The organism is Streptomyces sp. NPDC058664 (genome assembly GCF_042716635.1).
In the GTDB taxonomy this organism is placed as follows: Bacteria; Actinomycetota; Actinomycetes; order Streptomycetales; family Streptomycetaceae; genus Streptomyces.
In genome coordinates this window covers 18,353-45,326 of sequence record NZ_JBHXRW010000059.1, presented here as the reverse complement: position 1 = coordinate 45,326, position 26,974 = coordinate 18,353, and the positions used below count along the sequence as shown (strand labels likewise).

The window sequence follows — 26,974 nt, the reverse complement described above, 5'->3', positions numbered from 1 at the left end:
ATCCGAAGGACAGGCCCTGGGGCCTGTCCTTCGGATCAGGCCGGATCAGGGAGCGGCGTCTGGTGCGTGCGATCGCAAGGCGGAGGAGGGAGTCCATGCGGAGCATCGACGACCGACGACAACGCGGCGAGCGTGCGTGCCAGACGCCGCGAGCCCGGCCTGATTCGAAAGACAGGCCCTAGCCCTGCGGGGGTTCGGGGGGAAGGAGTTCGCCGGTGCGGTGCGGTTCGTCGCGGGTGGCGACCCTGGCCTCGGTGCGGTGTCCGCGCGCGATGTAGTCGCGGACGACGGCCTCCACCGCGTCCTGCGGGTTCCCGACCCCTGCCAGGACCATGACCTCCACGACGAGGTCGGCGTCGAGCGCGATGTTCACCTTGGCCATGCCGGGAACCTAGCATCCGGAAACCCGTTCGCGGGAGCGGTTTCGCGGTGCCTAGGCTCGCCGTATGACCATGGTCGCGATTCTCAGTGGAGCCGGTGTCTCGACGGACTCGGGCATCCCCGACTACCGGGGGCCGAACGGCGTGTGGCGGCAGGACCCCGAGGCCGAGCGGCTCGTCACGTACGGGCCGTACATGGCCGACCCGGAGATCCGCCGCCGTTCGTGGCGGATGCGGCTCGACGGTCCCGTCCTGAGCGCCGAGCCGAACGTGGCGCACCACGCGATCGCCGCGTACGAGCGGACGAGCGGGAACGCGCTGCGGGTGATCACCCAGAACGTGGACGGACTGCATCAGGCCGCCGGGGTGCCCGGCCGGAAGGTGCTCGAACTCCACGGCTCGGCGCGGTCGGTGGTGTGCACGGCCTGCCACGCCCGCTCGTCGATGGCGGAGGCCCTGGACCGGGTGCGGGCCGGTGAGGACGACCCCGCGTGCCGGGTGTGCGACGGGATCCTGAAGTCGGCGACCGTGATGTTCGGACAGCGGCTCGATCCGGTGGTGCTCGGGAAGGCCCTGTCGATCGCCAAGGCCACCGAGGTGTTCGTCGCGGTCGGCAGCAGTCTCCAGGTGCAGCCGGCGGCCTCCCTCGCCGGGATCGCGGCCGAGCACGGCGCGCGGCTGGTCATCGTGAACGCGGAGCCCACCCCGTACGACCCCGTCGCCGACGAGGTCGTCCGTGAGCCGATCGGCACGGCGCTGCCCGCGCTGCTCGACCGGCTCCGGTAGCCGCTGCGGCAAGGAGCCGTTCCTAGAAGAGGCCGGCGGGTTCCGCCGCACCCGACTCGAAGGCGAGGAGGCGCTGCTTGCGGTCGAGGCCGCCGCCGTAGCCGGTGAGGCCGCCGCCCGCGCCGATCACGCGGTGGCAGGGGACGATGATGCTGACCGGGTTCTTCCCGTTGGCGAGGCCCACGGCCCGGGAGGCGGCGGGGTTGCCCAGTTCCTCGGCGAGTTCGCCGTACGTCCGGGTCTCCCCGTACGGGATGCGGAGCAGCTGCTCCCAGACCCGCTTCTGGAACGGGGTGCCGATGAGTTTCAACGGCAGGTCGAACGCGTTGAGTTCGCCTGCGAAGTAGGCGTCGAGCTGGCGGATCGCCTCGCCGAACGGGCGGGGGTCCGGTGCACCGAAGGTGTGCTCGGGCGGGCGGTGGCGCTGCCCGGTCATGTGGACGCGGCTGAGGACGCCGTCGACGGCGACGAGGGTCAGCGGCTCGTACGGGCTGTCCATGACGGTGTGCTGGATGGTGGGCACGGGGCGGATCCTTACGCGGGCAGGTGGTTGATCGGATGGTCGTCGGTCGCCCAGAGGTACTGGACGGCGTACGCGCGCCAGGGGCGCCAGTGGGCCGCGCGGGAGGTGAGCGCGCCCGGTGCGGCGGGCAGGCCGAGGCCTTGGGCGGCGCGGCGGACGCCGAGGTCTCCGGGGAGGAAGGCGTCGGGGTCGCCGAGGGCCCGCATGGCGATGATCTCGGTGGTCCAGGGGCCGAATCCGGGCAGGGCGAGCAGTCGTGCGCGGGTCTCCTCTCGGTCGTCGGCGGGGCCGAGGGTGAGCGAGCCGTCGGCGAGGGCCCCGACCAGGGTGAGGAGGGTGGTGCGGCGGCTGCGCGGCAGGGCGAGGGTCTCGGGGTCGAGGCCGGCGAGCGCCTCGGGGCCGGGGAAGAGGTGGGTGAGGCCGCCCTCGGGGTCGTCGACGGGGGTGCCGTACGCGGTGACGAGCCGGGCGGCGTGGGTGCGGGCGGCGGCGGTGGAGACCTGCTGGCCGAGGACGGCCCGTACGGCGAACTCGGCGGGGTCGACGCTCCCCGGTACCCGGCGGCCGGGCGCCTTGTCGACGATCGGCGCGAGCAGCGGGTCGGCGCGCAGCCGCTCGTCGACGGCGACGGGGTCGGCGTCGAGGTCGAGGAGACGGCGGCAGCGGCTGATGGCATGGGTGAGGTCGCGGGGGTCGGTGAGGGAGAGGCGGCAGGCGATGTGGTCGGCGCGCGGGGCGAGGGCGACGATCCCGTGCCCGTACGGGAGGGCCAGGGTCCGGCGGTAGGCGCCGTCGCGCCACTCCTCCACGCCGGGGACGGCGGTCGCGGCGAGGTGACCGAAGAGGTTGGAGGGCTCCAGGGGCGCGCGGAACGGCAGCCGGAGGCTGATCACTCCGGGGGTGCGGACGCGGTCGGGTGCCGGGCGGGCGGCGCGGGCGCGGAGTTCACCGGGGGTGAGGGCGAAGACCTCGCGGACGGTCTCGTTGAAGGTGCGGATCGAGGCGAAGCCGGCCGCGAAGGCGACCTCGCCCAGGGGCATCGGGGTCGTCTCGATGAGGACCCGGGCGGTCTGGGCGCGCTGGGCGCGGGCCAGGGCGAGGGGTCCTGCGCCCAGTTCGGCGAGGAGCTGGCGTTCGATCTGGCGGGTGGACCAGCCGAGGCGGCGGGCGAGCCCGGGGACGCCCTCCCGGTCGACGACCCCGTCCTGGATGAGGCGCACGGCGCGGGCGACGGCGTCGGCGCGGACGTTCCACTCGGGCGAGCCGGGGCTGGTGTCGGGGCGGCAGCGTTTGCAGGCCCGGAAGCCGGCGCGCTGGCAAGAGGCGGCGCTGGCGTGGAACTCCATGTTCTCGGGTTTGGGCGGGACGACCGGGCAGCTGGGCCGGCAGTAGATCCGGGTGGTGCGGACGGCGGTGAAGAACACGCCGTCGAAGCGGGCGTCCTTCGACTGGACGGCCCGTACGCAGCGCTCGGTGTCGGTGTGCATGGTTCAAGGATCGGGGACGGGCGGCGCGCGGGCTGGCGGAAAAACGACATGGCCGTGCGTCCCGGGCGGCGGCCGGCCGTTCCCGTCACGGCCGGACGGTGACCGTCCGGTAGTGGGTGGTCAGCCTGCCGTCCTCGCCGAGGACGTGGAAGGCGAGGCCGGGCGGCAGGTCGAGGTGGACGTGCGGGCTCTCCGGGCCCGGGCTCTCCCAGGGCAGCCGGAGGGCGGAGACGACCCCGGGCGCGACGAGCAGCGGGCGCCCGGCGAAGGTCGTGGCGGCGGCCGTGTGCGCGTGGCCCGCGAGGAAGGCCGTGAGGTGGGGGTGGCGGTCGGCGAGCGCGGCGAGCCGCTCCTCGCCGAACTGCCGGATCTCGTCCACGTAGGGGGTGTGCAGCGGTACGGGCGGGTGATGGAAGGCGACCAGGACGGGCACGTCGCGCGGGGTGTCGGCGAGGACGGCGTCGAGCCACTCCAGCGTCTCGTCCGCCAGGAGGCCCTGGTGCTCGCCGGGCACGGACGAGTCGCAGAGGGCGATGACGAAGCCCTCGCCCCGGAGCACCTGGTCGACGGGCGCGTACGGGCGGGTCGCCGTCTCCTCGGGAAGCAGGGCCTTCCGGAAGGCGGCGCGGTCGTCGTGGTTGCCGGGGCAGACGAGCAGCGGGTGACGGGAGCTCAGCAGCTCGCGCGCCTCCGCGTACTCGTCGGGCGTCCCGTGGTCGGCGACGTCCCCGGTGACGAGCACGGCCGCCAGGTCGTACGGCAGCTCCTCCAGGTACCGCAGGGCGGCGCGGGTGCGGTCCGCGCCGCGCTGCCCGCCGTCGAGGTGGATGTCGCTGACGTGAGCGATGACGATCATGCGGCCGGGTCCTCCGTCGGGTGCGCGCGAACGGGCGTTCACCGCGACCGTACGGTGCCCGGGACCGTACCGGAAAGGGCCGCTCCGGGGCCGGTGGACCGCTTCCCGCGCCCCTACTCGAAGCGGGCCGTGTCCCCCGCCCCGCGACGGACGATCTCGGGCTCGCCGCTGGAGAAGTCGACGACGGTGGTGGGTTCGGTGCCGCATTCGCCGGAGTCGAGCACCGCGTCCACCTGGTGGTCGAGCCGCTCCTTGATCTCCCAGCCCTGGGTCAGCGGCTCTGCCTCCTCGGGCAGCAGCAGGGTGCTGGAGAGCAGCGGCTCGCCGAGTTCGGCGAGGAGCGCCTGGGTGACGACGTGGTCGGGGATCCGGACGCCGACCGTCTTCTTCTTGGGGTGCAGCAGTTGGCGCGGCACCTCCTTCGTCCCCGGCAGGATGAAGGTGTACGCCCCGGGGGTGGCCGCCTTGACCGCGCGGAAGACGTCGTTGTCGATGTGCACGAGCTGGCCCAGCTGGGCGAAGTTCTGGCACATCAGCGTGAAGTGGTGCCGGTCGTCGAGGTCGCGGATCGCCCGGATGCGGCTGATGCCGTCACGGCTGCCGAGCCGGCTGCCGAGGGCGTAGCAGGAGTCGGTCGGGTACGCGACGAGCGCCCCGTTCCGGATGGAGTCGGCCACCGCGCCGATGGTGCGGGGCTGGGGGTTGTCGGGGTGGACGTCGAAGTACTTGGCCATGGGGGCAGTCTATTTATCCGCCCCGGGTCCGCAGGCTCATCCGCTCTGGGTCCGCAGGCGCCGCCAGACAGCCTTCGCCGCGTTGTGGCCGGACATTCCGTGGACTCCGGGGCCGGGCGGGGTCGCGGAGGAGCAGAGGAAGACCGCCGGGTGCGGGGTGGCGTAGGGGCGGAGCGAGAGGGTGGGACGCAGCAGGAGCTGGAGGCCGCGGGCGGCGCCGCAGGCGATGTCGCCGCCGACGTAGTTGGCGTTGTGGGCGGCGAGTTCGGCCGGGCCCGCGGTGGCCCGGGCGAGGACGCGGTCGCGGAAGCCGGGGGCGAAGCGCTCGATCTGGCGCTCGATCGCCTCGGTGAGGTCGCCGCGCCAGCCGTTCGGCACGTGGCCGTACGCCCAGAACACGTGCTTGCCCTCGGGTGCGCGGGAGGGGTCGACGAGGCTGGGCTGGGCGGTGATGAGGAAGGGGGCGTCGGGAGCGGTGCCGGAGGAGGCCTGGCGCAGCGCGGTGCCGATCTCCCCCGCGGTGGGGCCGATCTGGACGGTGCCGGCGCGCCGGGGTTCCTCGGCGGTCCACGGCACGGGCCCGTCCAGGGCGTAGTCGATCTTGAAGACGCTCGCGCCGTACCGGTAGTGGTCGTAGTGGCCGCCGAAACCGGCGATCCGTGCGAGGGCGGTGGGCGAGGTGTCGAAGACGTAGGCGCGGGCCGGCGGCAGGTCGTCGAGGCGCTTGACCTCGAAGTCGGTGTGGACGGCGCCGCCGAGTTCCTTGAGGTACGCGGTGAGGGCGTCGGAGATCGACTGCGAGCCGCCCCGGGGCAGGGGCCAGCCGCCGGCGTGCGCGGCGAGCGCGAAGACCAGGCCGACGGCGCCGGTGGCGAAGCCGCCGAGCGGGGCCATCACATGGCCGACGAGACCGGCGAAGAGGGCGGGGGCCTTCTCGTCCTGGAAGCGGCGCATCAGCCAGGTGGAGGGCGGCAGTCCGGCGAGGCCGAAACGGGCGAGGGTCACCGGGTCGCGGGGCAGCGCGGTGAGCGGCAGCTGCATGAAGTCCCGTGCGAGGGTGTCCCACCTGCCGAGGAAGGGGTCGACGAGCCTGCGGTACGCCCCCGCGTCGCGCGGGCCGAAGGAGGCGGCGGTCTCCGCGACGGAGCGGGCGAGGACGGCGGCGGTGCCGTCGTCCCAGGGGTGGGCCATGGGCAGATCGGGGTGGAGCCACTCCAGGCCGTACCGGTCCAGCGGCATCGTTTTGAAGACCGGCGAGCCGGCCCCGAGCGGGTGCACGGCGGAACACGGGTCGTGCCGGAAGCCGGGAAGGGTGAGCTCCTCGGTCCTGGCGCCGCCGCCGACGGTGGCCTTGGCCTCGAAGACGGCCACGGAGAAGCCGCGGCGGGCCAGTTCGACCGCGGCGGTCAGTCCGTTGGGACCCGCGCCCACGACGACGGCATCGAGCATCGACGTCACCTTCGACACCTTCGGACTCCTTCGTCAGCCGATGACCAGGACACTCAGGATATTCCTGTGGTCCCGGCGGCTCCTAACGGCCCCTCAGCAGGGTCCGGATCCGGTCGGCGGTGGCCGCGTCCCTGGCCGCCGTGAAGGGCAGCGCGTTGCCGCCGGTGATACGGAAGGGCTCCCCCGCGACGGTTGTCTGCGCGCCGCCGGCCTCCGCGACGAGGAGCAGTCCGGCCGCGTGGTCCCAGGCGTACTCCCACGAGAAGGCGGTGGCGTCGAGCGCGCCGCGCGCCACGGCCAGGTACTCCAGTCCTGCCGAGCCGCAGGGCCGGGGGGCGACGCCCTCGGCGGTCAGGCCGAGCAGGGCCCGCTTCTGCTCCGGGGTGCTGTAGTCGGGGTGCGAGGTGGCCACCGTGAGGACGGCGCCGGGCGCGGGCGAACCGGAGTGCAACGGCTGCCCGTTGAGGGTGGCGCCCCTGCCGCGCACGGCGACGGCGAACTCCTCGAGAGCGGGGGCGTACGTCCAGGAGGCGAGCAGCTCGCCCTTCCGGGCGAGGGCGACGAGGGTGCAGAACGCGGGGTCGCCGTGGACGAACTGCCGGGTGCCGTCGACGGGGTCGACGATCCACACGGGGGCGTCGCCGCGCAGCGCCTCGTAGACCGTGGGGTCGGCGTGGACGGCCTCCTCGCCGACGACCACCGAGCCGGGCAGCAGGGCGGTCAGGGAGGTGGTGAGATGGGCCTCGGCGGCCCGGTCGGCGACGGTGACCAGGTCGTGCGGCCCGTTCTTCTCGACGATGTCGTCGGCGGCGAGCTGCCGGAAACGCGGCATGATCTCGACGGCGGCGGCCTTGCGGACGGCCTCCTCCACCTCGGTCGTACGGCCGCCGAGGACGTGCTCGATGAAGTCTTCGGTCATGTGTCCAGCTAAGCACGCGGCACTGACAGCCGGACCGGCGCACTCGTCGTCCCCCGTTCTCCCTGGGGAAACCCTTTGGTCCAGTTCACCTCTTACGTACGCGGGGAGGGTCCGTGCGCGGCGAGCGCGAGGAGGCGACCGGGCACTTCGAGGCGGCCCTGCGGAAGGCCGCCGCCCCGCCCCGTCGACAGCGAACCGGGCGACGACCTGGGCGGCACCGGCTTCTGAAGGACGGAGACAGGGGCGGGCGGGGGCGGCGGGCCGGACGTCCGGAGGCCGGAGGTGGCGCCGGGTTCCGCCGTCGGGGTCAGGAGAAGACGACCGACCGGACGAGGAGGCGGTCCGATGCGCCGCCGCCGTCCTGCCGCGTCGGACGCGGCCGGGTCGAGGAGCGCCCCGGTGGTCAGGGTGGTGGCGATCACCCGCACCACGGCCGCCGACTGCCCGTCGGGGTAGAAGTGGCCGCCCGGGAAGCTGCGGTGGGCCTTCGGCCACGGCCGTGGCGATGTCCTCGGTACGGCCCGGGTGGGCTGCGGCACCGTTGACGTGGGTGGCGTCCCATTTCATGGACGTTGTCTCCTCGATGCGCCTCAGACGGCTCCGGTGACCTGAGCGGCAGGCTGGTCCCGGGTGAGCTCCTCGGCCCCGTCGGCGGGCTCGGCCGCCGGCTCGGGGGCGGGAGGCTGGAACAGGAGGGCGAGGGCGGCCGCCGCGATCGTGATGACGGCGGCGAGGTAGCCGGTGAGCTGGAGTCCGTCGACGACGGCACCGGCCGCGGGGGGCGCGCCCTTGCTCACGTCGAGGCCGGCGTTGGCGACCGCGACCAGGGCCGCAAGGCCCACGGCACCGCCGATCTGCTGCGCGGTCGAGGCGAGCGCGGAGGCGACGCCCTGCTCACCGGGCCTGGCGCCCACCGCGGCGGCGACGAACAGGGACGGGAAGGCGATGCCGCCGCCCAGTCCCCAGACGACGATCCCGGGGACCAGGGACCAGAAGGAGCCGCCCGTCGACATGCCGATGGCGAGGATGCCCATGCCGAGGCCGGTGAAGAAGGAGCCGAAGGCGAGGGTCTTGCCCACGCCCCACTTGCCCATCAGGGGACCCACGAACTTCGTGGACGAGCCCATCGAGATGAGGGTGAGGGGCAGGAAGGCGAGGCCGGCGGAGAGCGGGCTGTAGCCGCGGGCTGTAGCCGATGACGTTCTGGAGGTACGTCGTGAACAGGTAGTAGCCGGTGGCGAGGGTGCCCTGGAAGAGGAAGAACACCAGCATCGTCACGGCCAGGCCCCGGCCCGTCAGCATCCGCAGCGGGACGAGCGGGTTGCGGGCCTTGTTCTCGACGGCCAGGAAGACCAGGAGGAGGACGCCGCCGGCGGCCAGCGCGCCGACGGTGCGGGACGAGTCCCAGCCGCTCTCCGGGCCGGTCGCCAGGCCGAAGACCAGCAGGGTGGAACCGACGGGGGCGATGAGCGCGCCCGGCAGGTCGAAGGAGGTCTTCGGGCCGGTGGCGCGGGCGTCGGCGCCCAGCAGGCGCGGCGCGGCGAGGACCGCGATCAGGGCGAGCGGCACGTTGACGTAGAACACCCAGGTCTAGCCCAGGCAGTTGGTCAGCAGGCCGCCCAGCAGGGCGCCACGAAGCCACCACGGTGGGGTGTCACTGAAACCGAAGGTGTGCTTCGTGTACGCCCCGGCATTTGCTGTGACCACAAGAAATATGCCTTCGCGAAGGCATTGGGTAAGGGGGTCCTACCGGCTAGTGGCCCCGCGCCTGTCTGGCGTGCACGATATGTACCGGAAAGGCTTGACCCTCCAGATGCCCTCCTCGTCGCCCTCCGGCTCCGGCGAACCGCGAGCCCTCAAGCAGGACCGGGCCTATCGCACCCGTCGCCATGTGCTGCGTGCCGCAGCCGAGATGTTTGCCGAGCACGGCTACGCGAACACGTCCATCACCGGCATCGCGGAACACATCGGCATGACCAAGGGAGCCGTGTACTTCCACTACAGGAACAAGGACGCGATGGCGGTCGAAGTCGTGCAGGACGCCTACCGGATCTGGGGCGCCCTGACGGAGGAGGTCACGGCGGAGAGCCGTGATCCCGCCGCCTCGATCATGACCTTGCCCGACCGGACCGTCCGGACCTTCCTGGACGACGTCATCGTCCAGGCGGGGTCCCCGCTGCAGGCCGAACGCTCCCTGATCGACGCCCGGCTCCCCGAGCCGTACGTCGGCTGGACGAACCGGCTGGCCCAGCTGTTCGACCAGGCGGCGGAAGCGGGCAACCTCAGGACGGGCGTCACTCCTCGCGCCGCGGCCACCGTCGTCGTCGCCGCGGTGTTCGGGATGCAGCACATCTCCGATGTCCCGCACCAGCGTCGGGACCTGTCGGAGCGGTGGGGCGAGGTCCGCGCGGTGCTCGTGGAGACACTCCTGACCGCGCGGTGACCGAGGCTCCACCCACCCCGGGCCGAGGGCCGCGACGGAACCCGGCCCTGGTGCCGTAGGGGGCAGGCGCTTCCGCCCGGGGCCCGACCCGAAGGACAGGCCCCGAGGACAGGCCCTAGGGTCGTGGCATGCGTGTCGAGGGGCCGGTGAAGCCCGGTCTGCGGATGGAGAGCGCCGACGGGCGCCGGCTGGTGCTGCTGCAAGGGGCGGTCCCCGTGCTCTTCGCCCGGCAGCGGGCCACGTATCACGGCCTGCACTACGCGCGCACGGGCCGGTACGCGTCCCCGCTGCCACCGCTCCGGGCCGAACGGGCGCGCGTGGCGGCGGAGTTCGCGGCTCCGGGATCGGCGGAGTGGTCGGAGCGCTGGGCCGCGTACGCGGAGGCGGGGCTCCGTGCGGCGGCCGACGGCCCGCTCCACGCGGGCGAGTGGCTGCTGGCCCCGGACGTCCACCGGTGGTTCGTGGCCGCCAACTGGCCCAAGCTCCTTGCCCACGACCCGGACCGGGGCCACCTGACGTGGTTCGGGTACGGCGATCCGGTGGAGGACGCGCGCGATCTGCTGCCGTTGCGGGCGCTGTCGCACCCGGAGGCGCCGCGGGTGAAGGCGTACCGCCGGCAGTACCGGGAGGGGGTGCTGCCACCGGTGTTCGCCTGGTGGATCAGCGGGCTCAACTCCCCGGTGGTGCTCGACGGCCACGACCGGCTGACGGCGGCGCTCGCCGAAGGGGGCAGGCCGGAGGTGCTCCTCCTCTCGCGGGCGGCCGACGCCGCGTGGGTGGCGCGCTGCGCGGAGCGTCCCGTACTCGAGTACGAGAAGCGGGTGGCCGCCGTACCGGAGGGGCCGCTCGCCCCGACGCGGATCGCGAACGCGGGCCGGGACCTGGCCTCCCGGCTCACCGACATCGTCCACTCCGCCGACCTCACCCGCGCCTGGCCGTTCCCGGGCGGCGCCCCCGCCTGGGACGCGGCCGCCGCCGCGCACGTCCCCGGCTGGGCCCCGGACGCCGATCGCTGATCGCCGATCAGGGCATCGGTCACCAGTCCGGCCCCGTGATCGAGTGACCCCGTCCGGTCCCCCTCGTTGATGCCGACGCGGGCCGGTACGGACGTGCGGAAACGTCTCCGCACGATCGGGCGGCCCCGGAAGACACGGTGCCGACAGTACGGAGTCCAGGTGGGACGGGTGGCGAAGAGGCTTGTGGCGACGGTCGCGGGGGCGGTGATGGGCGTCTGCCCGCTCGGCATCGCGCCGCCCGCGCAGGCGGTCGTCGGCGGCCAGGAGGCACGGCCCCACCAGTACCCCTTCATGGCGGGACTCGTGGACGTGGTGGAGCGCCGGGTGATGTGCGGCGGGGCGCTGATCGGCGACCGGTACGTCCTCACCGCGGCCCACTGCCTGACGGGCTCGTACAGCAGCCCCTCGCGGGTGGGTGTGCTCCTCGGCGACCACGACCTGACGACCGGCGCCGACAGCCCGCACGCGGTCCTGGTGACCCCCGACCTGTTCCTCCCGCACCCGGAGTACGACCCGGTCACCCAGCGGAACGACATCGCTCTCGTCCGGCTCGCCGAGCCGGTCGCCCTCAACCGTGACGTACGCCCGGTCGGCCTGCCCGCGCCGTACGCCCACGGCGCCTTCGACCACACCCAGGTCGAGGTGCCCGGCTGGGGCACCACCTCGTTCGGCGGCCGCACCTCCGACGTCCTGCGGACCGTGGTCCTCGGCACCATGAGCAACGCGGCCTGCGCGAGCCGGGGCATGGAGCAGATCGCCCCCACCCAGATCTGCACCCACGCCCCCGGCCGCGACACCTGCCAGTACGACTCCGGCGGCCCCCTGGTCCGCGCGGTCGGGGGGCGGCCGTACGTCGTCGGTCTGGTGTCCTACGGCAGGGAGTGCGCCACCGACACCCCCGCCGTGAACACCCGTGTCGGGTCGTACCTCCGCTGGATCGAGCGGACGGCCGGACGGCTCCCCCGCGCTTCATGAGCGCGGTGCGGAGGAGCGGGAGGCGGCCCGTCCGCAGTCGGCGAGCGGCTCGGGGAAGGGGACCGGGCCGTCCTGGGGCAACGGGCGGAACGGGCCGGTGCCGGGGCCGAGCGGGAGCCGCCGGCGGCGAGGACGCCGCCGACCGCGCCCTGCGTGGCTCAGACGTCCACGCCCGCCGGCTTCCAGCCGCGCCGCGGGACGGAGTCGAGCAGCAGCCGGGTGTACGGGTGTTCCGGTGCGTCGAGCACCCGCCGCACCGGTCCGTGCTCCATCACCGCGCCCGACCTGAGCACGAGCACCTCGTCCGCGATGTGCCGGACGACCGCCAGGTCGTGGGTCACGAACAGACAGCCGATCCCCGCCTCGCGGCGGATCTCGCGCAGCAGGTCGAGGATCTGCGCCTGGATCGACACGTCGAGCGCGGCGACCGCCTCGTCCAGGACCAGGACCCGCGGCTCCACCGCGAGGGCCCGTGCGATCGCCACCCGCTGGCGCTGCCCGCCGGACAGCCCGCGCGGCAGCGCCGCCGCCTCGCGGGCCCCGAGGCCGACCCGGTCGAGGAGTTCGGCGGCCCTGGCCCGCCGCCCGACCGCGTCCAGGCCGCCGTGCAGGCGCAGCACCTCGTCGAGGCAGCCGTTCACCGTCACCCGCGGGTCGAGGGACAGGTACGGGTCCTGGAAGACCATCTGGACCTCCCGGGCCCGCGCGAGCCGTTCGGCCCGGCCGCGCGGGCGGGCCGAACGGTCCCGGCCACCGAGGCGAACCGTTCCCGCGTCCGCGCGCTCCAGGCCGACGAGCATCCGGACCGTCGTCGTCTTGCCGCTGCCGGACTCCCCCACGATCGCCAGCGAACCACCCGGCGGCAGCGTGAACGAGACCCCGTCGACGGCCGTGTGGGTCCCGTACCGCTTGCGCAGTCCCTCGACCACCAGTTCCTGCGTCATGGCGTGATTCCTTCCTCGGCGCGGAGGCATGCGGTCAGGCCGTCGCCGTGCGGTGCCAGTTCGGGTCTCTCCTCCGTGCAGCGCGCCACGGCGTGGGCGCAGCGGGCGGCGAAGGCGCAGCCGGGTGGAGCCTCGGCGAGGGAGACCGGCCGGCCCGGGACGGACCGGGGCGGCGGCGCGCCCGCGTCGACGCGCGGGGTGCAGGCGAGGAGGCCGGCGGTGTAGGGGTGGCGGGGCCGGTCGAAGAGTTCGTCCGTGGACCGGGTCTCGACGATCCGGCCCGCGTACATCACGTACACCCGGTCGCAGACGGCCGCGGCGAGCTCCAGGTCGTGGGTGACGAACAGCATGCCGGTGCCGTGTTCGGCGCGCAGCCGGGCCAGGATCGCGAGGATCTCGGCCTGGGTGGTGACGTCGAGGGCGGTGGTCGGCTCGTCCGCGACGAGCAGCGCCGGTTCGGCGGCGAGGGCGGCCGCGATGACGACGCGCTGGAGCATGCCGCCGGAGAACTGGTGCGGGTGGCGCCTCAGGGCCCCGCGCGGGTCGCGGATGCCGACCGCGTCGAGGAGTTCCTCGGCCCGGACGAGGGCCTTTCCGGCGGGCGTGCCAGCGGCTCGCAGTCCTTCGGTGAGGAAGTCTCCGACGCGGCGCAGCGGATTGACGGAGGCGCGCGGGTCCTGGAAGACCATGGAGACCTCGCGGGCCCGCAGCGCGGTCAGCTCGGCGCGGTTCATGGTCAGTACGTCCCGGCCGTTGACGCGTACGGCGCCGCTGGTGCGGGCGCCCGCGGGGAACAGGCCGAGGACGCTGCGGCAGGCCACGGACTTGCCGGAGCCGGACTCGCCCACGAGGCCCACGGTCTCCCCCGGCCGTACGGTGAGGCTCACCCCGTCCAGGACGGGCCGGGCGGCCCTGTCGTCGGGGAGTCGTACTCCGAGTCCGTCGATCCGGAGGACGGGCGTGGTCGAAGCCTGGGTCATGCCGTTCACCGTTCCCGCTTCGCGATCCGGTCGGCGAGGCCCTCGCCGACGATGCCGAACGCCACCACGGCGAGCACGACGCACGCGGAGGGCGCGAGGGCCGGCAGCATCGCGCCCTGGAGCACGGCTGCCTGGCCTTCGTTGATCATGGCTCCCCAGTCGGCGGTGGGCGGCTGCACCCCGAAGCCGAGGAAGGACAGCGCCGCCAGGTCCATCAGGGCGTAACCGAAGTTCATCGCGGACTGGGCGAGCACGGTCGGCGCGATGTTCGGCAGCAGATGGCGCACGCAGACGGTCCAGCCGGACCAGCCCTGCACGACGTACGCCTCGATGTAGGGCCGGGCCTTCTCCTGCCGTGCGATGCCGCGGACGAGCCGGCCCACGTACGGGGTGTAGGCGACGGCCATCGCGATCACGGGCGCGGTCATGCCGGTCCCGACGACCGACACCAGCAGGATCGCGAGCATCAGGCCGGGGATCGCGAGGACGAGGTCCATCGAGCGGGACAGGATCGCGTCCGCCCAGCCGCCGCGCCAGGCGGCGGCCACGCCGAGCAGGGTGCCGAGCAGGGTGGAGACGGCGACGACGAGCAGCGGCCCGAGCAGTCCGGTGCGGGCGCCGTGGATCAGCCGGGACAGGATGTCGCGCCCGGACTGGTCGGTGCCGAGGAGGTGGTCGCCGGTGGTGCCGACGAGGCTCGCGGACAGGTCGAGCGCCTCGGGGTCGTACGGAGCGAGGAGGGGCGCGAGCAGGGCGGCCAGGACGAGCGCGGCGAGCACCGTGACCGAGACCGCGGGCAGCGGCCCCCGGCCGAACAGCCGCAGTCCGCGCAGGCCCGGCCGCCGGTGGTACGGCGCCGTGGTGAGCGTGGTGGTCATGACGGATCCTCCCCGGGGGAGAGACGGGGGTCGATCAGCGGGGTGAGCAGGTCGACCGCGAGGTTGACGAGGACGAAGGCCGCCACGCTGAGCAGCGTGACCGCCTGGACCACGGCGAAGTCCTGCGCGGTGACGGACTGGACGAGCAGCGAGCCGAGCCCGGGCACGTCGAAGGCGGTCTCCACGATCGCGGTGCTGACGAGCAGGCCGGCGAGCATGGTGCCGCCGACGGTGACGACCGGGCCGAGGGCGTTGCGCAGGACGTGCCGGCGGACCACGGCAGCCTCGGCGACGCCGCGGGCGCGGGCCACCTCGACGTGCTCGCGGCCGAGTTCGTCGAGCATCGCGGAGCGGGTGACCCGGGCGAGCAGGCCCGCGAAGGTGAGCGCGAGGGCGAGGGCCGGCAGCGTCAGCTGGTACAGCCGGGCGCCGAGGCCCTCGGCGACTCCGCCGCCGGGTCCGGGGAACCAGCCGAGCCGCACCGAGAAGAGCGAGACGAGGGCGATGGCGGTGACGAAGGACGGGGTGGCGGTGGCCACGCCGGTACCGATGAGCACGGCACGGTCGAGCGGTCCGGGGCGCAGGGCGGCGAGGACGCCCGTGCCCACCCCGAGGACGGCGACGAGCAGGGCCGCGTAGCCGACGAGCAGGGCGGTGCCGGGCAGCCTCGAGCCGAGGAGCGCGGTGACGTCCTGGTGGTACTGGGCGGAGCGCCCGAGGTCGCCGCCGAGGACGCCGCCGAGCCACGTGCCGTACTGCACGACGAACGGATCGTCGAGGTGGTGTTCGGCGCGCAGGGCGGCCACGGCCTCGGGGGTCGCGGGCCGGCCGTGGAGCAGGAAGGTCACGGGGTCGCCGGGGGCCAGGTGGACCGTGCCGAAGACGACGACCGAGGTCACGAACAGCACGGCCGCCAGGCCGAGGAGCCGGCCGACGAGGTAGCGGGTCATTTCTGCGCGGCCCCGATCGTCGCGGCCCAGGGGTAGTAGAGCTGGGCGATGCCGGTGGGGGCGCCGGTGATCCGCTTGCCGAGGAAGACCGAGTACGGCGCCTCGTACACGGGGATGACGGGCAGTTCGGCGAGGGCGATCCGCTGGAGCTCGGCGGTGAGGTCGGCGCGCTTGCCGGCGTCCGGTTCGGCGTTGGCGCGGTCGAAGGCGGCGTCGAACGCCGCGTTCGACCAGTCGCCGTAGTTCCCGAAGTCGCCGGTGCGCAGGTACTGGTAGAACTCCAGCGGGTCGGGGGTGTTGTCGTAGCCGTTGGTGATGACCAGGTCGAGGCCCTCGCGGGCGTTCGGGTCGACGAAGATGCCGCTGTACGCGTCGGGAGAGACGGGCTTGAGCTTCACGTCGAGCCCGATCTGGCGGCCGGCTGCCTGCACCGCGTTGGCGACGACGCTGATCTCGGGGGCGAGGGTGCTGGTCGCGAGGGTGATCACGCGGCCGGTGGCGCCGGCTTCCTCGACGAGTTCCTTCGCCCGCGCGATGTCGTGGACCGGGTCCGGCAGCGTGTCGTACAGGGCGGCGGTCTTCTCCGGGGCGAGGGCCCAGGCGCCGCGTGCGGTGGGGGCCTTGGCGGGCACGCCGACCCCGCCCGCCGCGGCCTTGACGATGTTCTTCCTGTCGAGCGCCAGGGACAGGGCCCTGCGGACCCTGAGGTCGCCGAGCGTGCCGTGGAAGTCGAGGACGGCGAGGTTGGCCGCCGCGGTGTTCGGGCCGAAGAGGACCGTGCCCTTGCCGCTGCCGCGCAGTTGGGCGAGGGAGGAGGACGGCACCAGGTAGCCGCCGTCGGCGGTGCCGGACAGGAAGGCGTTGGAGCGGGCGGCCGGGTCCTCGACGAAGGTGAACTTCACGGTGTCCGACTTCGGGGCGAGCTTCGCGTCCCAGTGGCCGGGGTGCTTCTTCAGGGTGATGCTGTCGCCCTGCGCCCAGGTGTCGAGGGCGAAGGGGCCGGTGCAGTTCAGCTTGCCCTGGGGGGTGCCGTAGTCCTTTCCGGCCTTCCTGAGGGAGGCGGCGCTCACGACGGTGCCGGGGGAAGCGGCGAGGAGTTCGTGGAAGAGGACGTCGGGCTTGCCGAGCCTGATCGTCACCTCCAGCGGGCCGGTCCTCTCGACGGCGGTGACGTTCTTGAAGGCCGAGGCCCAGGGGGAGCCCGTGGCCGGGTCCCTCTGCCGGTCGAGCGAGGCCACGACGTCGTCGGCGGTCATCGTGGAGCCGTCGTGGAAGGTCACGCCGGGGCGCAGGGTGTACACGAGGGTCCGGGGGTCGGGCCGCGCCCACTTCGTCGCGAGACCGGGTTCGATCCTCAGGTCGGGGGTGACCCGCAGCAGCTGCTCGCAGACGTTGGCGAGGACGGTGTTGGGCGGGTAGTCGTACGCGAGGGCGTAGTCGAGGGTGTACGGCTCGGCGTACAGGGACCAGGTGAAGGAGTCCAGGGAACCCTTCGCGGCGGGCGAGAGCGGGACGACGGCGACGCCGGAGGCGCCGGCCCGGGGGTTGGTGGCGCCGGAGCAGGCGCTGAGGGAGACCGCGAGTGCGGCGACACAGGCGAAGGCGCCGAATCTGGGCACGGACATGCAGACCCACCCCTTTACGGGTGTTGTGACGGGTGCTGGGGGATGGAGCGAGTATTGATGCGGGAACGTTCCCGCACAAGACGTGCGCGGAGTTTTGCGGGAACGGTTCTGCGCAGGTCACGGAGGTGGCAACATCAGCGCCATGACCGCTTCAGAGCAGGACGGAGCGCCCTCCGTGCCGACCGCCGGCAGGCCCGTCGCGCGGCGCGGGCGGCCCTCGCCGCCCGCCCCCCGGGTGCGCCTCGTCGACGTGGCCCGCGAGGCGGGCCTGTCCAAGACCACCGTCTCGGCCGCGCTCAACGGCACCGGCCGGCTCTCCCCCGAGGTACGGGAGAGGGCCCGCGAGACGGCGCGCCGCATGGGCTACCGGCCCAACGCCACCGCCCGCCAACTGCGCGCCGGACGGGCCCGGCTGATCGGCTACGTGCTCGGCGAACTGGCCGACGCCCCCTGGACCTTCCTGGAGTCGCCGTATTTCGCCCGGCTCACCGGCGCCACCGCCGCCACCTCGCTCGCCCGCGGCTACGCGGTGGTGCTGCTGCCCGCCGGCTCCCTGCAGGACGAGTGGGGCGCGCTGCCCCTCGACGCGGTGATCGTCACCGACCCCGTCCCCGACGACCGGATCGTCGAGGACGTGCTGGCCGCCCGCATCCCGCTCTTCAGCGACCGGTCCGTGGAGGGACGGCCCGGGGCGCACTGGGTGGACGTCGACGCGGCCGCCGCCGTCCGGCTGGCCCTGGACCACTTCCTGGACCAGGGCGCCCGGCGGCCCGCGCTGGTCGTGCCCGACAGCACCACCCGCTTCCACCGCGAGGTGTTCGCCGCGCACCGGGACTGGTGCGCCGCACACGGGCTGCCCGAGCTGGCCGTACGAGCCTCCGAACCCGGCAACGGGCCGGTCGTCCGGGCCGTCGAGACCGCTCTGACCGCCGGACCCGAGCGCCCCGACGCCCTGCTGGTGGTCGCCGAGGCCAGCCCGCCCCTCGTCCTGGACGCGGCCCGCCGCCACGGCTACCGCGTCCCCGGCGATCTGCTCCTCGTCTGCGTCAGCGAGGACGAGACCGCCGTGCACACCGATCCGCCGGTGTCGACGCTGAGCCTGCGCCCGGACGCGGTCGCCGAGGCCGGGATCGATCTGCTGATGGCCGTGCTCGAACACGGACGGCAGCAGACCGACGGGGTACTCGTACCGGTCCGCCTTCACGTCCGCGCCTCGTCCCGGCGACCCGCGTAGGACGCGCTCAGGCCTGGTGGACGAGTGCGCCGCCCACATAGGTGCGCTCCACGCGGGCCTCGGCTATCTCCTCCGGCGGCGCGGCGAGGATGTCACGGTCGAGCACCACCAGGTCGGCCAGGTGGCCCGGGCGCAGGCTGCCGGCGTCGTCGTGGCCGTTCACGTGCGCCGCGCCCGCGGTGTAGGCGGCCAGGGCCGTCGGCAGGTCGAGGCGCTGTTCCGGCAGGAACACCCGCTCGTCCTCGGCCCCCGGCTCCCGGCGGTTGACGGCGACGTGGAGGCCGGCGAGCGGATCGGGGCTGGAGACCGGCCAGTCGCTGCCGGCGGCGAGGGTCGCGCCGGCGCGCAGCAGGCCGCCGAACGGGTACTGCCAGGCGGCGCGTTCGGACCCCAGGAACGGGATGGTCAGCTCGTCCATCTGCGGCTCGTGCGCCGCCCAGAGCGGCTGGATGTTCGCGATGGCGCCGAGCGCCGCGAAGCGCGGCAGGTCGTCGGGGTGGACCACCTGGAGATGGGCCAGGTGATGACGGTTGCCGCGCCGCCCGTTGGCGGCCACGGCGGCCTCGACCGCGTCCAGGGCCTCGCGCACCGCCCGGTCCCCGAGGGCGTGGAAGTGGACCTGGAAGTCCCGCGCGTCGAGTTCGGTGACGTAGCCGCGCAGCGCGTCCGGATCGACGAAGCTGAGGCCGGAGTTGGCCGTGGCGCAGCCGCAGCCGTCGAGGTACGGGGTGGTCATCGCGGCCGTGAAGTTCTCCGCGATCCCGTCCTGCATGATCTTGACCGAGGTCGCCCCGAACCTCCCGAAGCTCAACTCGTCGCGCAGCGCCACGAGTTCGTGAATCTGCTCGGCACCCCGCTCCCGGTCCCACCACAGCGCGCCGGTCACCCGGGCGGTGAGCGAACCGTCCTTCGCCGCGGTCAGGTAGGCGCCGGAGGGGTCGGGCATTCCGTTGAACGAGCCGAGCAGCGCGTCCTGCCAGCCCGTGATGCCCAGCGAGTGCAGCAGCTTCTGCGCCCGCAGCAGGCCCGCGAGCCGGTCCTCCGGCGTGCTCGGCGGCACGAGGCGGGACACCAGGCCGGTCGCGCCCTCCTGGAGCATGCCGCTCGGGGTGCCGTCGGCCTCCCGCTCGATGCGCCCGTCGGCCGGGTCCGGGGTATCGGCGGTGAGCCCGGCCAGTTCCAGGGCCCTGGTGTTCGCCCAAGCGCCGTGGTGGTCCCGGTTCACGAGCAGCACCGGACGGTCCGGCACGACCGAGTCGAGCAGCCGACGGGTCGGCAGGCCGCCCGCGAAGCTCTCCATCGACCAGCCGCCGCCGGTGATCCACTCCCGGTCCGGGTGCGCCTCGGCGTAGGCGCGGACCCGCGCCAGGTACTCCGCGGCGTCGACGCTCCCGGTCAGATCGCACTCCGCGAGCTCGACGCCGCCGCCCACCGCGTGGATGTGGGCGTCCTGGAAGCCGGGCAGCAGCAGCTTGCCGGTCAGGTCCACCACCTCGGTACCGGGACCGACAAGGTCGCGCACCTCGTCGTGACCGACGGCCGTGATCCGCTCCCCGGTGACCGCGAGCGAACTCGCCCGTGTCCGGGCGGAGTCCATGGTGAGGACGGGCCCTCGGGTGAAGACCAGGTCGGCGTGGGGCATACGGCGGTTCCCCTGCATACGGCGGCTCCCTTGCGTGCGGCGCGCCGGGCGGGCGCGGGACGGCGGACAGGGCGCCATGGAAGCCCGTCGGCCGTTTACACGTCAATGGTGTTGACGTAAGGTCCCGGCCATGTCCGATCGCGTGGTCCCCGAAGGAAGCCGGCGCCGTCGCCGGCCGACCAAGCAGGGCGCCGTCCTCTCCGAACGCCTCATCGTCGACACCGCGCTGCGGCTGATCGCCGAGCACGGCGGCGACGCCCTGTCGGTACGGAGACTGGGCGCCGCCCTCGGCGCCGACCCCAGCGCCCTGTACCGCTACTTCCGCAACACCGACGCCCTGCTCCTCTCCCTCGCCGACGAGATGATCGGACGCGCGCAGGAGGGCTGGAAAGCCACCGGCGACTGGCGGGATGACCTCCGCGCGCTGGGCCTGCGCATCCACGCCTCGTACCTCACCCAGCCCCAGGCGGCACTGCTCGCGGCGCACCGCACCACCGGCCGTCCGCACGAGACGCGGGCCGTCGAGAGGATCCTCGGCGTCCTCCGTGACGGCGGCTTCCCCGACCCCCTGGCCGTGCGGATCTACCACGCCTTCGTCGACCAGGCCCTGGCCTTCGCCGCCCAGGACGCCGCGACGGCGGCCCTGCCCCGGGCGGCGGCGGACGCGGACGCGGAGGTCTGGCACGCCACCTACAGCCGCCTCCCCGCGGAGACCCATCCGAACATCGCGGCCACGTACCCGCTGCTCGCCGCCGACATGCGGCACAGCGGCTATCCGTTCGCGCTGGAGCTGACGCTCACGGCGGCGGCGGCCCTGCACCCGGGCGCGACGGGACGGTAGGCGGGCCGGTGTCGGGGGAAGCGGTCAGCCGAACGCCGGAATGATGTCGGAGCCGTACGCGTCGATGGTGCCCTCGCGGTTGTCGTGCATCGCGTACACGGCGAACTGGTCGACGCCGAGGTCGCGCAGGTGCCGCAGCTTCTCGATGTGGGCCTCGGCGGGGCCGAGGAGGCAGAAGCGGTCGACGATGTCGTCGGGGACGAAGGCGGTGTCGGGGTTGTCGGCGCGGCCGTGGTGGGAGTAGTCGTAGCCCTGGCGGTTCTTGATGTAGGCCGTCAGCTCCTCCGGGACCATGGACGAGTGCTCGCCGTACTTGGCGACCAGGTCGGCGACGTGGTTGCCGACCATGCCGCCGAACCAGCGGCACTGGTCCCGGGCGTGGGCCAGGGCGTCGGCCGAGTCGTCGGCGGTCACGTAGGCGGGTGCGGCGACGCAGACGGTGATCGCGGACGGGTCCCGGCCCGCGTCGGTGGCGGCCTGGCGCACCGCCTTGACCATCCACTCGGTGAGGAACGGGTCGGCGAGCTGGAGGATGAAGCCGTCGGCCTTCTGCCCGGCCAGCGCGAGCGCCTTGGGCCCGTACGCCGCCATCCAGACCGGCAGCCTGCCGTTCTTGATCCACGGGATGCGGATCGGGCTGCCGTCGACCGTCGCCTCCCGGCCCTCCGCCAGGTCGCGGATGACGTCGATGGCCTCGCCGAGCCGGGCGAGGGTGTTCGGCCTGCGGCCGGCGACCCGCATGGCGGAGTCGCCGCGGCCGATGCCGCAGACGGTCCGGTTGCCGAACATGTCGTTGAGGGTGGCGAAGGTGGAGGCGGTCACCTCCCACGTGCGAGTGCCCGGGTTGGTCACCATCGTGCCCACGTGGAGCTTGGTGGTGTGTTCGAGGATCTGGCTGTAGATGACGAAGGGTTCCTGCCACAGCACGGCGGAGTCGAAGGTCCAGCCGTAGCGGAAGCCGTTGCGCTCCGCCCTCCGCATCAGGCCGACGACCTGCGAGGCGGGCGGGTCGGTCTGCAGGACGAGTCCGAAGTCCAACGTCGTTCTCCTAGTTCAGGTACTGGCAGGTGGATCGCGGCACGAAGGTGCCGTGGCCGGCACGGCCGACGTACTCCCGTCGGTCGATGACGACCTCGCCCCGGGACAGCACCGTCTCGACCTGCCCGGTGACGGTCCTCCCCTCGTACGCCGAGTAGTCGACGTTCATGTGATGGGTGGCCGCCGACAGGGTCTGCGTGGCGTGCGGGTCGTAGATCACGATGTCCGCGTCCGCGCCCGGCGCGACCGTCCCCTTCTGGGGGTAGAGGCCGAACATCCGGGCCGGTGTCGCGCAGGCGATCTCGATCCAGCGGCGCCGGGAGATGTGGCCGTCGACGACCGCCTGGTGGAGGAGGTCCATGCGGTTCTCCACCCCCGGGAGCCCGTTGGGGATCTTGGAGAAGTCCCCGAGCCCGAGCTCCTTCTGCCCCTTGAAGCAGAAGGGGCAGTGGTCGGTGGAGACCACCTGGAGGTCGTTGGTGCGCAGCCCGCGCCAGAGCGCCGCCTGGTGCTCCTTCGGCCGCAGGGGCGTGGAGCACACGTACTTGGCGCCCTCGAAGTCCGGCTCGGCGAGGTTGTCGGTGGAGAGGAAGAGGTACTGCGGGCAGGTCTCGCCGAAGACGGGCAGCCCCTTGTCGCGGGCGGTGGCGATCTCGGCGACGGCCTCCTCCGCCGACACGTGGACGACGTACAGCGGCGCTCCGGCGACCCGGGCGAGCTGGATCGCCCGGTGGGTGGCCTCGGCCTCCAACAGGGCCTTGCGGACCTCCCCGTGGTAGCGGGGATCGGTCTCGCCGCGCGCGAGGGCCTGTTCGACGAGGACGTCGATCGCGATGCCGTTCTCGGCGTGCATCATGATCAGCCCGCCGTTGTCGGCGGAGCGCTGCATGGCGCGCAGGATCCGGCCGTCGTCGCTGTAGAAGACGCCCGGGTAGGCCATGAAGAGCTTGAAGGAGGTGACGCCCTCCTGGATGAGCCGGTCCATCTCCTTCAGCGTGTGTTCGTTGACGTCGGAGAGGATCATGTGGAAGGCGTAGTCGACCGCGCAGTTGCCGTCGGCCTTGGCGTACCAGGTGTCGAGCCCTTCGCGCAGGCTGTGGCCGACGGTCTGGACGGCGAAGTCGACGATGGTGGTGGTGCCGCCCCAGGCCGCGGCGCGGGTGCCGGTCTCGAAGGTGTCCGAGGCGGCGGTGCCGCCGAAGGGCAGCTCCATGTGGGTGTGGGCGTCGACACCGCCCGGCAGCACGTAGCGGTCGGTGGCGTCGACGGTCCGGCCGGCGGTCCAGCCGGCCGCCACGTCCGATCCGTGGGCCGCGAGGGCGACGACACGGCCGTCCTCGATCAGCACGTCGGCGTGGAGTTCGTCGGCGGCGGTGACGACGAGGCCGCCCCGGATGACGGTACGGGTGCTCACGGGGACTCTCCCTGCTTGATGAGGGTAACTACAGGGCCCTGACGGCCTGTTCGAGGATCGCCGCGCCCTCTTCGGCCTCACTCACGGTGAGCGAGAGCGGCGGTGCGACGCGCAGGGTGCTGGTGTTGTGGCCGCCGCCCTTGCCGATCAGCAGGCCGTTCTCGCGGGCGGCCTCCAGGACGGTGGCGGCCGCGTCCGGGTCCGCCCGGTCGGTGCCCGGCTCGGTGAGTTCGATGCCGATCATGAGACCGCGGCCCCGGACCTCCCGTACCGCCGCCACTCCGGCGCAGGCGGCCCGGACGCGCTCGATGAGGAGGCCGCCGACGCGGCGCGCGTTGCCCTGGAGGTCGTGGTCGAGGAGGTACGTGAGGTTGGCGAGGCCCGCCGCCATGGTGATCGGCGAACCGCCGAAGGTGGAGATGGAGTTGGCGTCGAGACAGTTCATGATCTCGGCGCGGGCGACGACCCCGCCGACGGACATGCCGTTGCCGATGCCCTTGGCGAAGGTGAGGATGTCGGGCGGTCCGGCCTGGCCGTGGGCCTGCCAGCCCCAGAAGTTGTCGCCGGTACGGCCCCAGCCGGTCTGCACCTCGTCGGAGATCCACAGGATGCCGTGCCGGTCGAGGACGCGGCGGAAGGCGGCGTACAGGCCGTCGGGCGGGGAGGTGAAGCCGCCGACGCCCTGGACGGGTTCGGCGATGAGGGCGGCGACGTCCCGGGTGTGGCCGAGGAGGTCTTCGAGGTCGGCGACGCAGGCCTCGGTGAACCGCTCGTCGGTGTACTGGGCGTACGGGCCGCGGGTGCGGACGCCGCCGTGCACGTACAGGGTCTGCAGCGGGGAGAGGCCGGTCGGCGACCAGGAGCGGTTGCCGGTGATGCCGACGGTGGAGAAGGAGCGGCCGTGGTAGCTGTTCCGCATGGCCAGGATCTGGTTCGAACGGCGGTACGCGGTGGCGAGGAGGAGCGCCGTGTCGTTGGCCTCGGTGCCGGAGGTGGTGAAGAAGACGCGGGCGTCGGGGATGCCGGAGAGTCCGGCGATCCGCTCGGCGAGCTCCACCATCGGGCGGTTGAGGTAGAGCGTGGAGGAGTGGATGATCCGCCCGGCCTGTTCGGCGACGGCCTTGGTGACCTCGGGCAGGGCGTGGGCGGTCATGGTGGTGAGGATGCCGCCGAAGAAGTCGAGGTACCTGCGTCCCTCGGCGTCCCAGACGTGACGGCCCTCGCCGTGGGTGATCTCGATGGGGTCCCGGTAGTAGAGGGCGAGCCAGTCGGGGAGGACCGCCTTGTGCCGGTCGTGGAGGCCGCTCACGGCTGCACCAGCCCGTCGTACGCGTCGGGGCGGCGGTCACGGTAGAAGGCCCACGTCTGGCGCACCTGCTCGATGAGGCCGAAGTCGAGGTCGCGGACGACGAGTTCCTCGGTCTTGTCGGAGGCGACGTCGCCCACGAACTTGCCGCGCGGGTCGACGAAGTAGCTGGTGCCGTAGAAGTCGTTGTCGCCGTACTCCTCGACGCCGACGCGGTTGATGGCGGCGACGAAGTACTCGTTGGCGACGGCCGCGGCGGGCTGTTCCAGCTGCCAGAGATGGGAGGAGAGGCCGCGGTGGGTGGCGGACGGGTTGTAGACCAACTGGGCTCCGTTGAGGCCGAGTTGACGCCAGCCCTCCGGGAAGTGCCGGTCGTAGCAGATGTAGACGCCGACCTTGCCGACGGCCGTGTCGAAGACCGGCCAGCCGATGTTGCCCGGGCGGAAGTAGTACTTCTCCCAGAAGCCCTTGACCTGCGGGATGTGGTGCTTGCGGTACTTGCCGAGGTAGCTGCCGTCGGCGTCGATCACGGCGGCGGTGTTGTAGTAGAAGCCCTCGCTCTCGATCTCGAAGACGGGCACCACGATCACCATGCCGGTCTCCCGGGCGAGGTCCCGCATCCGGCGCACGGTCGGGCCGTCGGGGACGGGCTCGGCCCAGCGGTAGTGCTCGGGCTCCTGGACCTGGCAGAAGTAGGGGGCGTTGAACACCTCCTGGAAGCCGATCACCTTGGCGCCCTGGCGGGCCGCCTCCCGGGCGTGCTCCTCGTGTTTGGCGATCATGGATTCGGTGTCGCCGGTCCAGGTGGCCTGGACGAGCGCGGCGCGTACGACGTCGGTCATGAGCTGCTCCTTCGGCACGGCGTCAGAGAGCCTCTACGCACGTAGACGCGGTGCGTAGGAGGAGAACGTAAGCCCCGTCACACCCCGGAGCAAGACCGCCGCCGCGAAGCGGCCGGGTCGATCATGTTTCATACCCGAGTGGTCCACGTCGGACACGTACCGACACGTACGGGCAAGGACCGACACGTACGGATCCTGCCCCACCGGCCTCCCGGTCACCCCTGCCGGTCAGACTCCGGCGAGACCCGCCACCCGCAGGGCGTGGAGCAGGTCGCGCTCACGGGCCGCCGACACCGCCCGAGCGGCTTCGAGGAGTCGGGGTACGAGCCCGCGCGGGTCCTCGCCCGCCAGCCGGGCCGCGTCCTCGGGCGTACGGACCCGGACGAACGCGGTGAGCAGCGCGTGGGCCTCACGCTGGTGGCCCTCGGCACGCAGGGCGTCGCACGCACCCGCGAGCTCCTCGACCGGGCGCGCCACGCCCTGGCGGAGGAGCTGCTCGCAGTCGGCGGCCCGGCCCGCGTCCGCGAGCGCTCCCGCGACGGCGGCGAGACGGCCGGGCGGCAGCGAGGCGGCCTCCCAGAGCAGGATCGACCAGTCGGCGCCGAGTCCGGCCCGGTGGAGCTCCCCGGCGAGGGCGGGCAGCCGGGCGGTCGGTCCGCCGAGCGCCTCGCAGAGCAGGGCGTGGGCCTCGCCGCTACGGCCCTGGGCGCGGAGCCGCCGAAGGGCGTAGACCGCGTTGGCCGCGGCGCGAGCGGCCTCGGCGGGGTCCGTCTCGGGGGCCCGGACCGGGCCGGCCGCCCGGTCGGGCACGGCGGCACCACCGAACCGGGCCCCACGGGGCACCGCTGCCCCGGCAGGCGGTACGGCCTCGGGCACGGGCGCGGCCACCGGCCCCTGATCCTCGGCCTCCTCCAGCCAGGCGTACCGCGCCCCCCGGGGCCGCCGCTTGGCTTTGACGGGGCGGGGCGAGGGACCTGCGGCGGGCTCGGACTCGGGGACCGGTGTGGGCGTGGGTGTGGGTGCGAGGGCCGGGGCGAGGGCGGATGCGGGGACCGAGCCCGGGGCCGTGTGGTCCGGGGCCGCGGTGCCCTGGCTCGTCCCGGTCGGGTTCCGCTCCTCCAGGCGCGCCAGGCGAGTCGTCAGGTCCGTGACGCGGGCCGTCGCCCTCGCGTGGTCGTCGCGGGTCCAGGCGAGGTCGTGTTCCAGGCGGGCGGTCTCCTCCGGGCCCGGGGCCGGGTTCGCGCGGAGCCGGTCGTACAGCTCGCGGGCGCGGGAGCCGGCGTACCGGCGTTCGCGTTCCATGAGTTCCCTGCGCTCGGTGAGCGCCGCCGCTCCCCCGGGCCGGCGGTCGTGGACGGCGGTGGCGGCCGCGTACAGCGTCCTGCCCCGGACGGCGAGCGGTCCGTCGGCGGGTTCCCCGGCGTCCTGGAGCAGGGACTCGACGACGTCCCACGGCAGGATCTCCGTCCCGTCGAAGCAGGCGCGCAGCCCTTCGGGGTCGCGTTCGGCGAAGACGCCGTACCAGCCGCCGCCCGGCGTGATGCGGCCGGCGAGCTCCGCCAGCCAGTGGGTGAACGCCGCAGACTCGCTCGGAAGTCGATGTACCGTCACGCTTCACGCACCTGCCCCGCGGTCGACTGGAACCTTCCGGTCCGCGGGTATTGGACCGCAGTCGTGTTACGGGACGACTACGGACCGTTTTCCTGCAGGCG

Annotated in this window: 26 protein-coding genes and 1 pseudogene; 7 read left to right on the top strand and 20 right to left on the bottom strand. The window is 73.4% G+C overall.

Annotated elements, in window-relative coordinates; all coding sequences use genetic code 11:
• Positions 1–178: 178 nt before the first annotated feature.
• Positions 179–382 (bottom strand): type II toxin-antitoxin system VapB family antitoxin, encoded by a 204-nt coding sequence (locus ACFWUY_RS33420; RefSeq protein ID WP_030551217.1) that lies wholly within the window; start codon positions 380–382, stop codon positions 179–181.
• Between the two features lie 64 nt (positions 383–446).
• Here ACFWUY_RS33420 and ACFWUY_RS33415 point away from each other — a divergent pair, with 64 nt between their 5' ends.
• Positions 447–1,166, top strand: a complete 720-nt coding sequence (locus ACFWUY_RS33415) for an NAD-dependent deacetylase (RefSeq protein WP_384118662.1) — start codon at positions 447–449, stop codon at positions 1,164–1,166.
• A 22-nt stretch (positions 1,167–1,188) separates the two neighbouring features.
• On the opposite strand, the gene ACFWUY_RS33410 is transcribed toward ACFWUY_RS33415, so the two are convergent.
• The 8 genes and pseudogenes from ACFWUY_RS33410 to ACFWUY_RS33375 form a co-directional block, all read right to left on the bottom strand.
• On the bottom strand, positions 1,189–1,665 hold the full coding sequence (locus ACFWUY_RS33410; protein WP_384118666.1) for a methylated-DNA--[protein]-cysteine S-methyltransferase: 477 nt from the start codon (positions 1,663–1,665) through the stop codon (positions 1,189–1,191).
• A 35-nt stretch (positions 1,666–1,700) separates the two neighbouring features.
• A complete protein-coding gene (locus ACFWUY_RS33405; RefSeq protein ID WP_384118660.1) occupies positions 1,701–3,176 on the bottom strand; it encodes an AlkA N-terminal domain-containing protein in 1,476 nt (491 codons plus the stop codon).
• 85 nt (positions 3,177–3,261) lie between these two features.
• A complete protein-coding gene (locus ACFWUY_RS33400; protein ID WP_384118657.1) occupies positions 3,262–4,032 on the bottom strand; it encodes a metallophosphoesterase in 771 nt (256 codons plus the stop codon).
• Positions 4,033–4,145: 113 nt separating this feature from the next.
• Complete coding sequence (locus ACFWUY_RS33395) at positions 4,146–4,766, bottom strand: L-threonylcarbamoyladenylate synthase (protein WP_384118654.1); 621 nt, start codon at positions 4,764–4,766, stop codon at positions 4,146–4,148.
• 36 nt (positions 4,767–4,802) lie between these two features.
• Entirely contained in the window at positions 4,803–6,224 is a 1,422-nt protein-coding gene (locus tag ACFWUY_RS33390; RefSeq protein ID WP_384118664.1) for a phytoene desaturase family protein, read from the bottom strand.
• A 73-nt stretch (positions 6,225–6,297) separates the two neighbouring features.
• Positions 6,298–7,134, bottom strand: coding sequence for an inositol monophosphatase family protein (locus ACFWUY_RS33385; RefSeq protein WP_384118650.1), 837 nt, complete (start codon positions 7,132–7,134; stop codon positions 6,298–6,300).
• Positions 7,135–7,226: 92 nt separating this feature from the next.
• Positions 7,227–7,673 (bottom strand): hypothetical protein, encoded by a 447-nt coding sequence (locus tag ACFWUY_RS33380; protein WP_384118646.1) that lies wholly within the window; start codon positions 7,671–7,673, stop codon positions 7,227–7,229.
• Positions 7,674–7,724: 51 nt separating this feature from the next.
• A pseudogene (locus tag ACFWUY_RS33375) lies at positions 7,725–8,312 on the bottom strand (MFS transporter); the annotation flags it as partial.
• A 65-nt stretch (positions 8,313–8,377) separates the two neighbouring features.
• On the opposite strand from ACFWUY_RS33375, the gene ACFWUY_RS33370 reads away from it, so the two are divergent.
• The 4 genes from ACFWUY_RS33370 to ACFWUY_RS33355 all read left to right on the top strand — a co-directional run bounded on the left by ACFWUY_RS33370 (position 8,378) and on the right by ACFWUY_RS33355 (position 11,568).
• Complete coding sequence (locus ACFWUY_RS33370; RefSeq protein WP_384118643.1) at positions 8,378–8,713, top strand: hypothetical protein; 336 nt, start codon at positions 8,378–8,380, stop codon at positions 8,711–8,713.
• A 222-nt stretch (positions 8,714–8,935) separates the two neighbouring features.
• Positions 8,936–9,577 (top strand): ScbR family autoregulator-binding transcription factor, encoded by a 642-nt coding sequence (locus tag ACFWUY_RS33365; RefSeq protein WP_384118639.1) that lies wholly within the window; start codon positions 8,936–8,938, stop codon positions 9,575–9,577.
• 128 nt (positions 9,578–9,705) lie between these two features.
• Positions 9,706–10,593 (top strand): hypothetical protein, encoded by an 888-nt coding sequence (locus ACFWUY_RS33360; RefSeq protein WP_384118637.1) that lies wholly within the window; start codon positions 9,706–9,708, stop codon positions 10,591–10,593.
• 168 nt (positions 10,594–10,761) lie between these two features.
• Positions 10,762–11,568: a serine protease gene (locus tag ACFWUY_RS33355; RefSeq protein ID WP_384118633.1), complete on the top strand. Its 807-nt coding sequence runs from the start codon at positions 10,762–10,764 to the stop codon at positions 11,566–11,568.
• A 158-nt stretch (positions 11,569–11,726) separates the two neighbouring features.
• On the opposite strand, the gene ACFWUY_RS33350 is transcribed toward ACFWUY_RS33355, so the two are convergent.
• Genes ACFWUY_RS33350 through ACFWUY_RS33330 form a run of 5 tightly spaced genes read right to left on the bottom strand, consistent with a single transcriptional unit; the run spans position 11,727 to position 16,945 of the window.
• Complete coding sequence (locus tag ACFWUY_RS33350; protein ID WP_384118630.1) at positions 11,727–12,512, bottom strand: ABC transporter ATP-binding protein; 786 nt, start codon at positions 12,510–12,512, stop codon at positions 11,727–11,729.
• Entirely contained in the window at positions 12,509–13,492 is a 984-nt protein-coding gene (locus ACFWUY_RS33345; protein WP_384118628.1) for an ABC transporter ATP-binding protein, read from the bottom strand. Before ACFWUY_RS33345 ends, ACFWUY_RS33350 begins: the two co-directional genes overlap by 4 nt.
• A 5-nt stretch (positions 13,493–13,497) precedes the next feature.
• Entirely contained in the window at positions 13,498–14,370 is an 873-nt protein-coding gene (locus ACFWUY_RS33340) for an ABC transporter permease (RefSeq protein ID WP_384118626.1), read from the bottom strand.
• Positions 14,367–15,320 (bottom strand): ABC transporter permease, encoded by a 954-nt coding sequence (locus tag ACFWUY_RS33335; RefSeq protein WP_384118624.1) that lies wholly within the window; start codon positions 15,318–15,320, stop codon positions 14,367–14,369. The genes ACFWUY_RS33340 and ACFWUY_RS33335 overlap by 4 nt, the downstream gene beginning before the upstream one ends.
• Entirely contained in the window at positions 15,317–16,945 is a 1,629-nt protein-coding gene (locus ACFWUY_RS33330; protein WP_384118621.1) for an ABC transporter substrate-binding protein, read from the bottom strand. Before ACFWUY_RS33330 ends, ACFWUY_RS33335 begins: the two co-directional genes overlap by 4 nt.
• Positions 16,946–17,087: 142 nt before the next feature.
• Here ACFWUY_RS33330 and ACFWUY_RS33325 point away from each other — a divergent pair, with 142 nt between their 5' ends.
• The gene (locus ACFWUY_RS33325) at positions 17,088–18,179 is read left to right on the top strand and encodes a LacI family DNA-binding transcriptional regulator (RefSeq protein WP_384118618.1); all 1,092 of its coding nucleotides are present in this window, start codon (positions 17,088–17,090) and stop codon (positions 18,177–18,179) included.
• 7 nt (positions 18,180–18,186) lie between these two features.
• Here ACFWUY_RS33325 and ACFWUY_RS33320 read toward each other — a convergent pair whose 3' ends face one another.
• Complete coding sequence (locus tag ACFWUY_RS33320; RefSeq protein ID WP_384118616.1) at positions 18,187–19,821, bottom strand: amidohydrolase; 1,635 nt, start codon at positions 19,819–19,821, stop codon at positions 18,187–18,189.
• A gap of 130 nt (positions 19,822–19,951) precedes the next feature.
• Here ACFWUY_RS33320 and ACFWUY_RS33315 point away from each other — a divergent pair, with 130 nt between their 5' ends.
• Positions 19,952–20,662: a TetR/AcrR family transcriptional regulator gene (locus ACFWUY_RS33315; RefSeq protein ID WP_384118613.1), complete on the top strand. Its 711-nt coding sequence runs from the start codon at positions 19,952–19,954 to the stop codon at positions 20,660–20,662.
• 24 nt (positions 20,663–20,686) lie between these two features.
• Here ACFWUY_RS33315 and ACFWUY_RS33310 read toward each other — a convergent pair whose 3' ends face one another.
• The 5 genes from ACFWUY_RS33310 to ACFWUY_RS33290 all read right to left on the bottom strand — a co-directional run bounded on the left by ACFWUY_RS33310 (position 20,687) and on the right by ACFWUY_RS33290 (position 26,873).
• Positions 20,687–21,700 (bottom strand): TIGR03842 family LLM class F420-dependent oxidoreductase, encoded by a 1,014-nt coding sequence (locus ACFWUY_RS33310; RefSeq protein ID WP_384118611.1) that lies wholly within the window; start codon positions 21,698–21,700, stop codon positions 20,687–20,689.
• Positions 21,701–21,710: 10 nt separating this feature from the next.
• Complete coding sequence (gene hydA, locus ACFWUY_RS33305) at positions 21,711–23,114, bottom strand: dihydropyrimidinase (protein WP_384118609.1); 1,404 nt, start codon at positions 23,112–23,114, stop codon at positions 21,711–21,713.
• Positions 23,115–23,142: 28 nt separating this feature from the next.
• Positions 23,143–24,423, bottom strand: a complete 1,281-nt coding sequence (locus tag ACFWUY_RS33300) for an aspartate aminotransferase family protein (RefSeq protein ID WP_384118605.1) — start codon at positions 24,421–24,423, stop codon at positions 23,143–23,145.
• Entirely contained in the window at positions 24,420–25,262 is an 843-nt protein-coding gene (locus ACFWUY_RS33295; RefSeq protein WP_384118602.1) for a nitrilase-related carbon-nitrogen hydrolase, read from the bottom strand. Before ACFWUY_RS33295 ends, ACFWUY_RS33300 begins: the two co-directional genes overlap by 4 nt.
• A 228-nt stretch (positions 25,263–25,490) precedes the next feature.
• Positions 25,491–26,873 (bottom strand): UL36 very large tegument protein, encoded by a 1,383-nt coding sequence (locus ACFWUY_RS33290; protein ID WP_384118600.1) that lies wholly within the window; start codon positions 26,871–26,873, stop codon positions 25,491–25,493.
• Positions 26,874–26,974 lie beyond the last annotated feature (101 nt).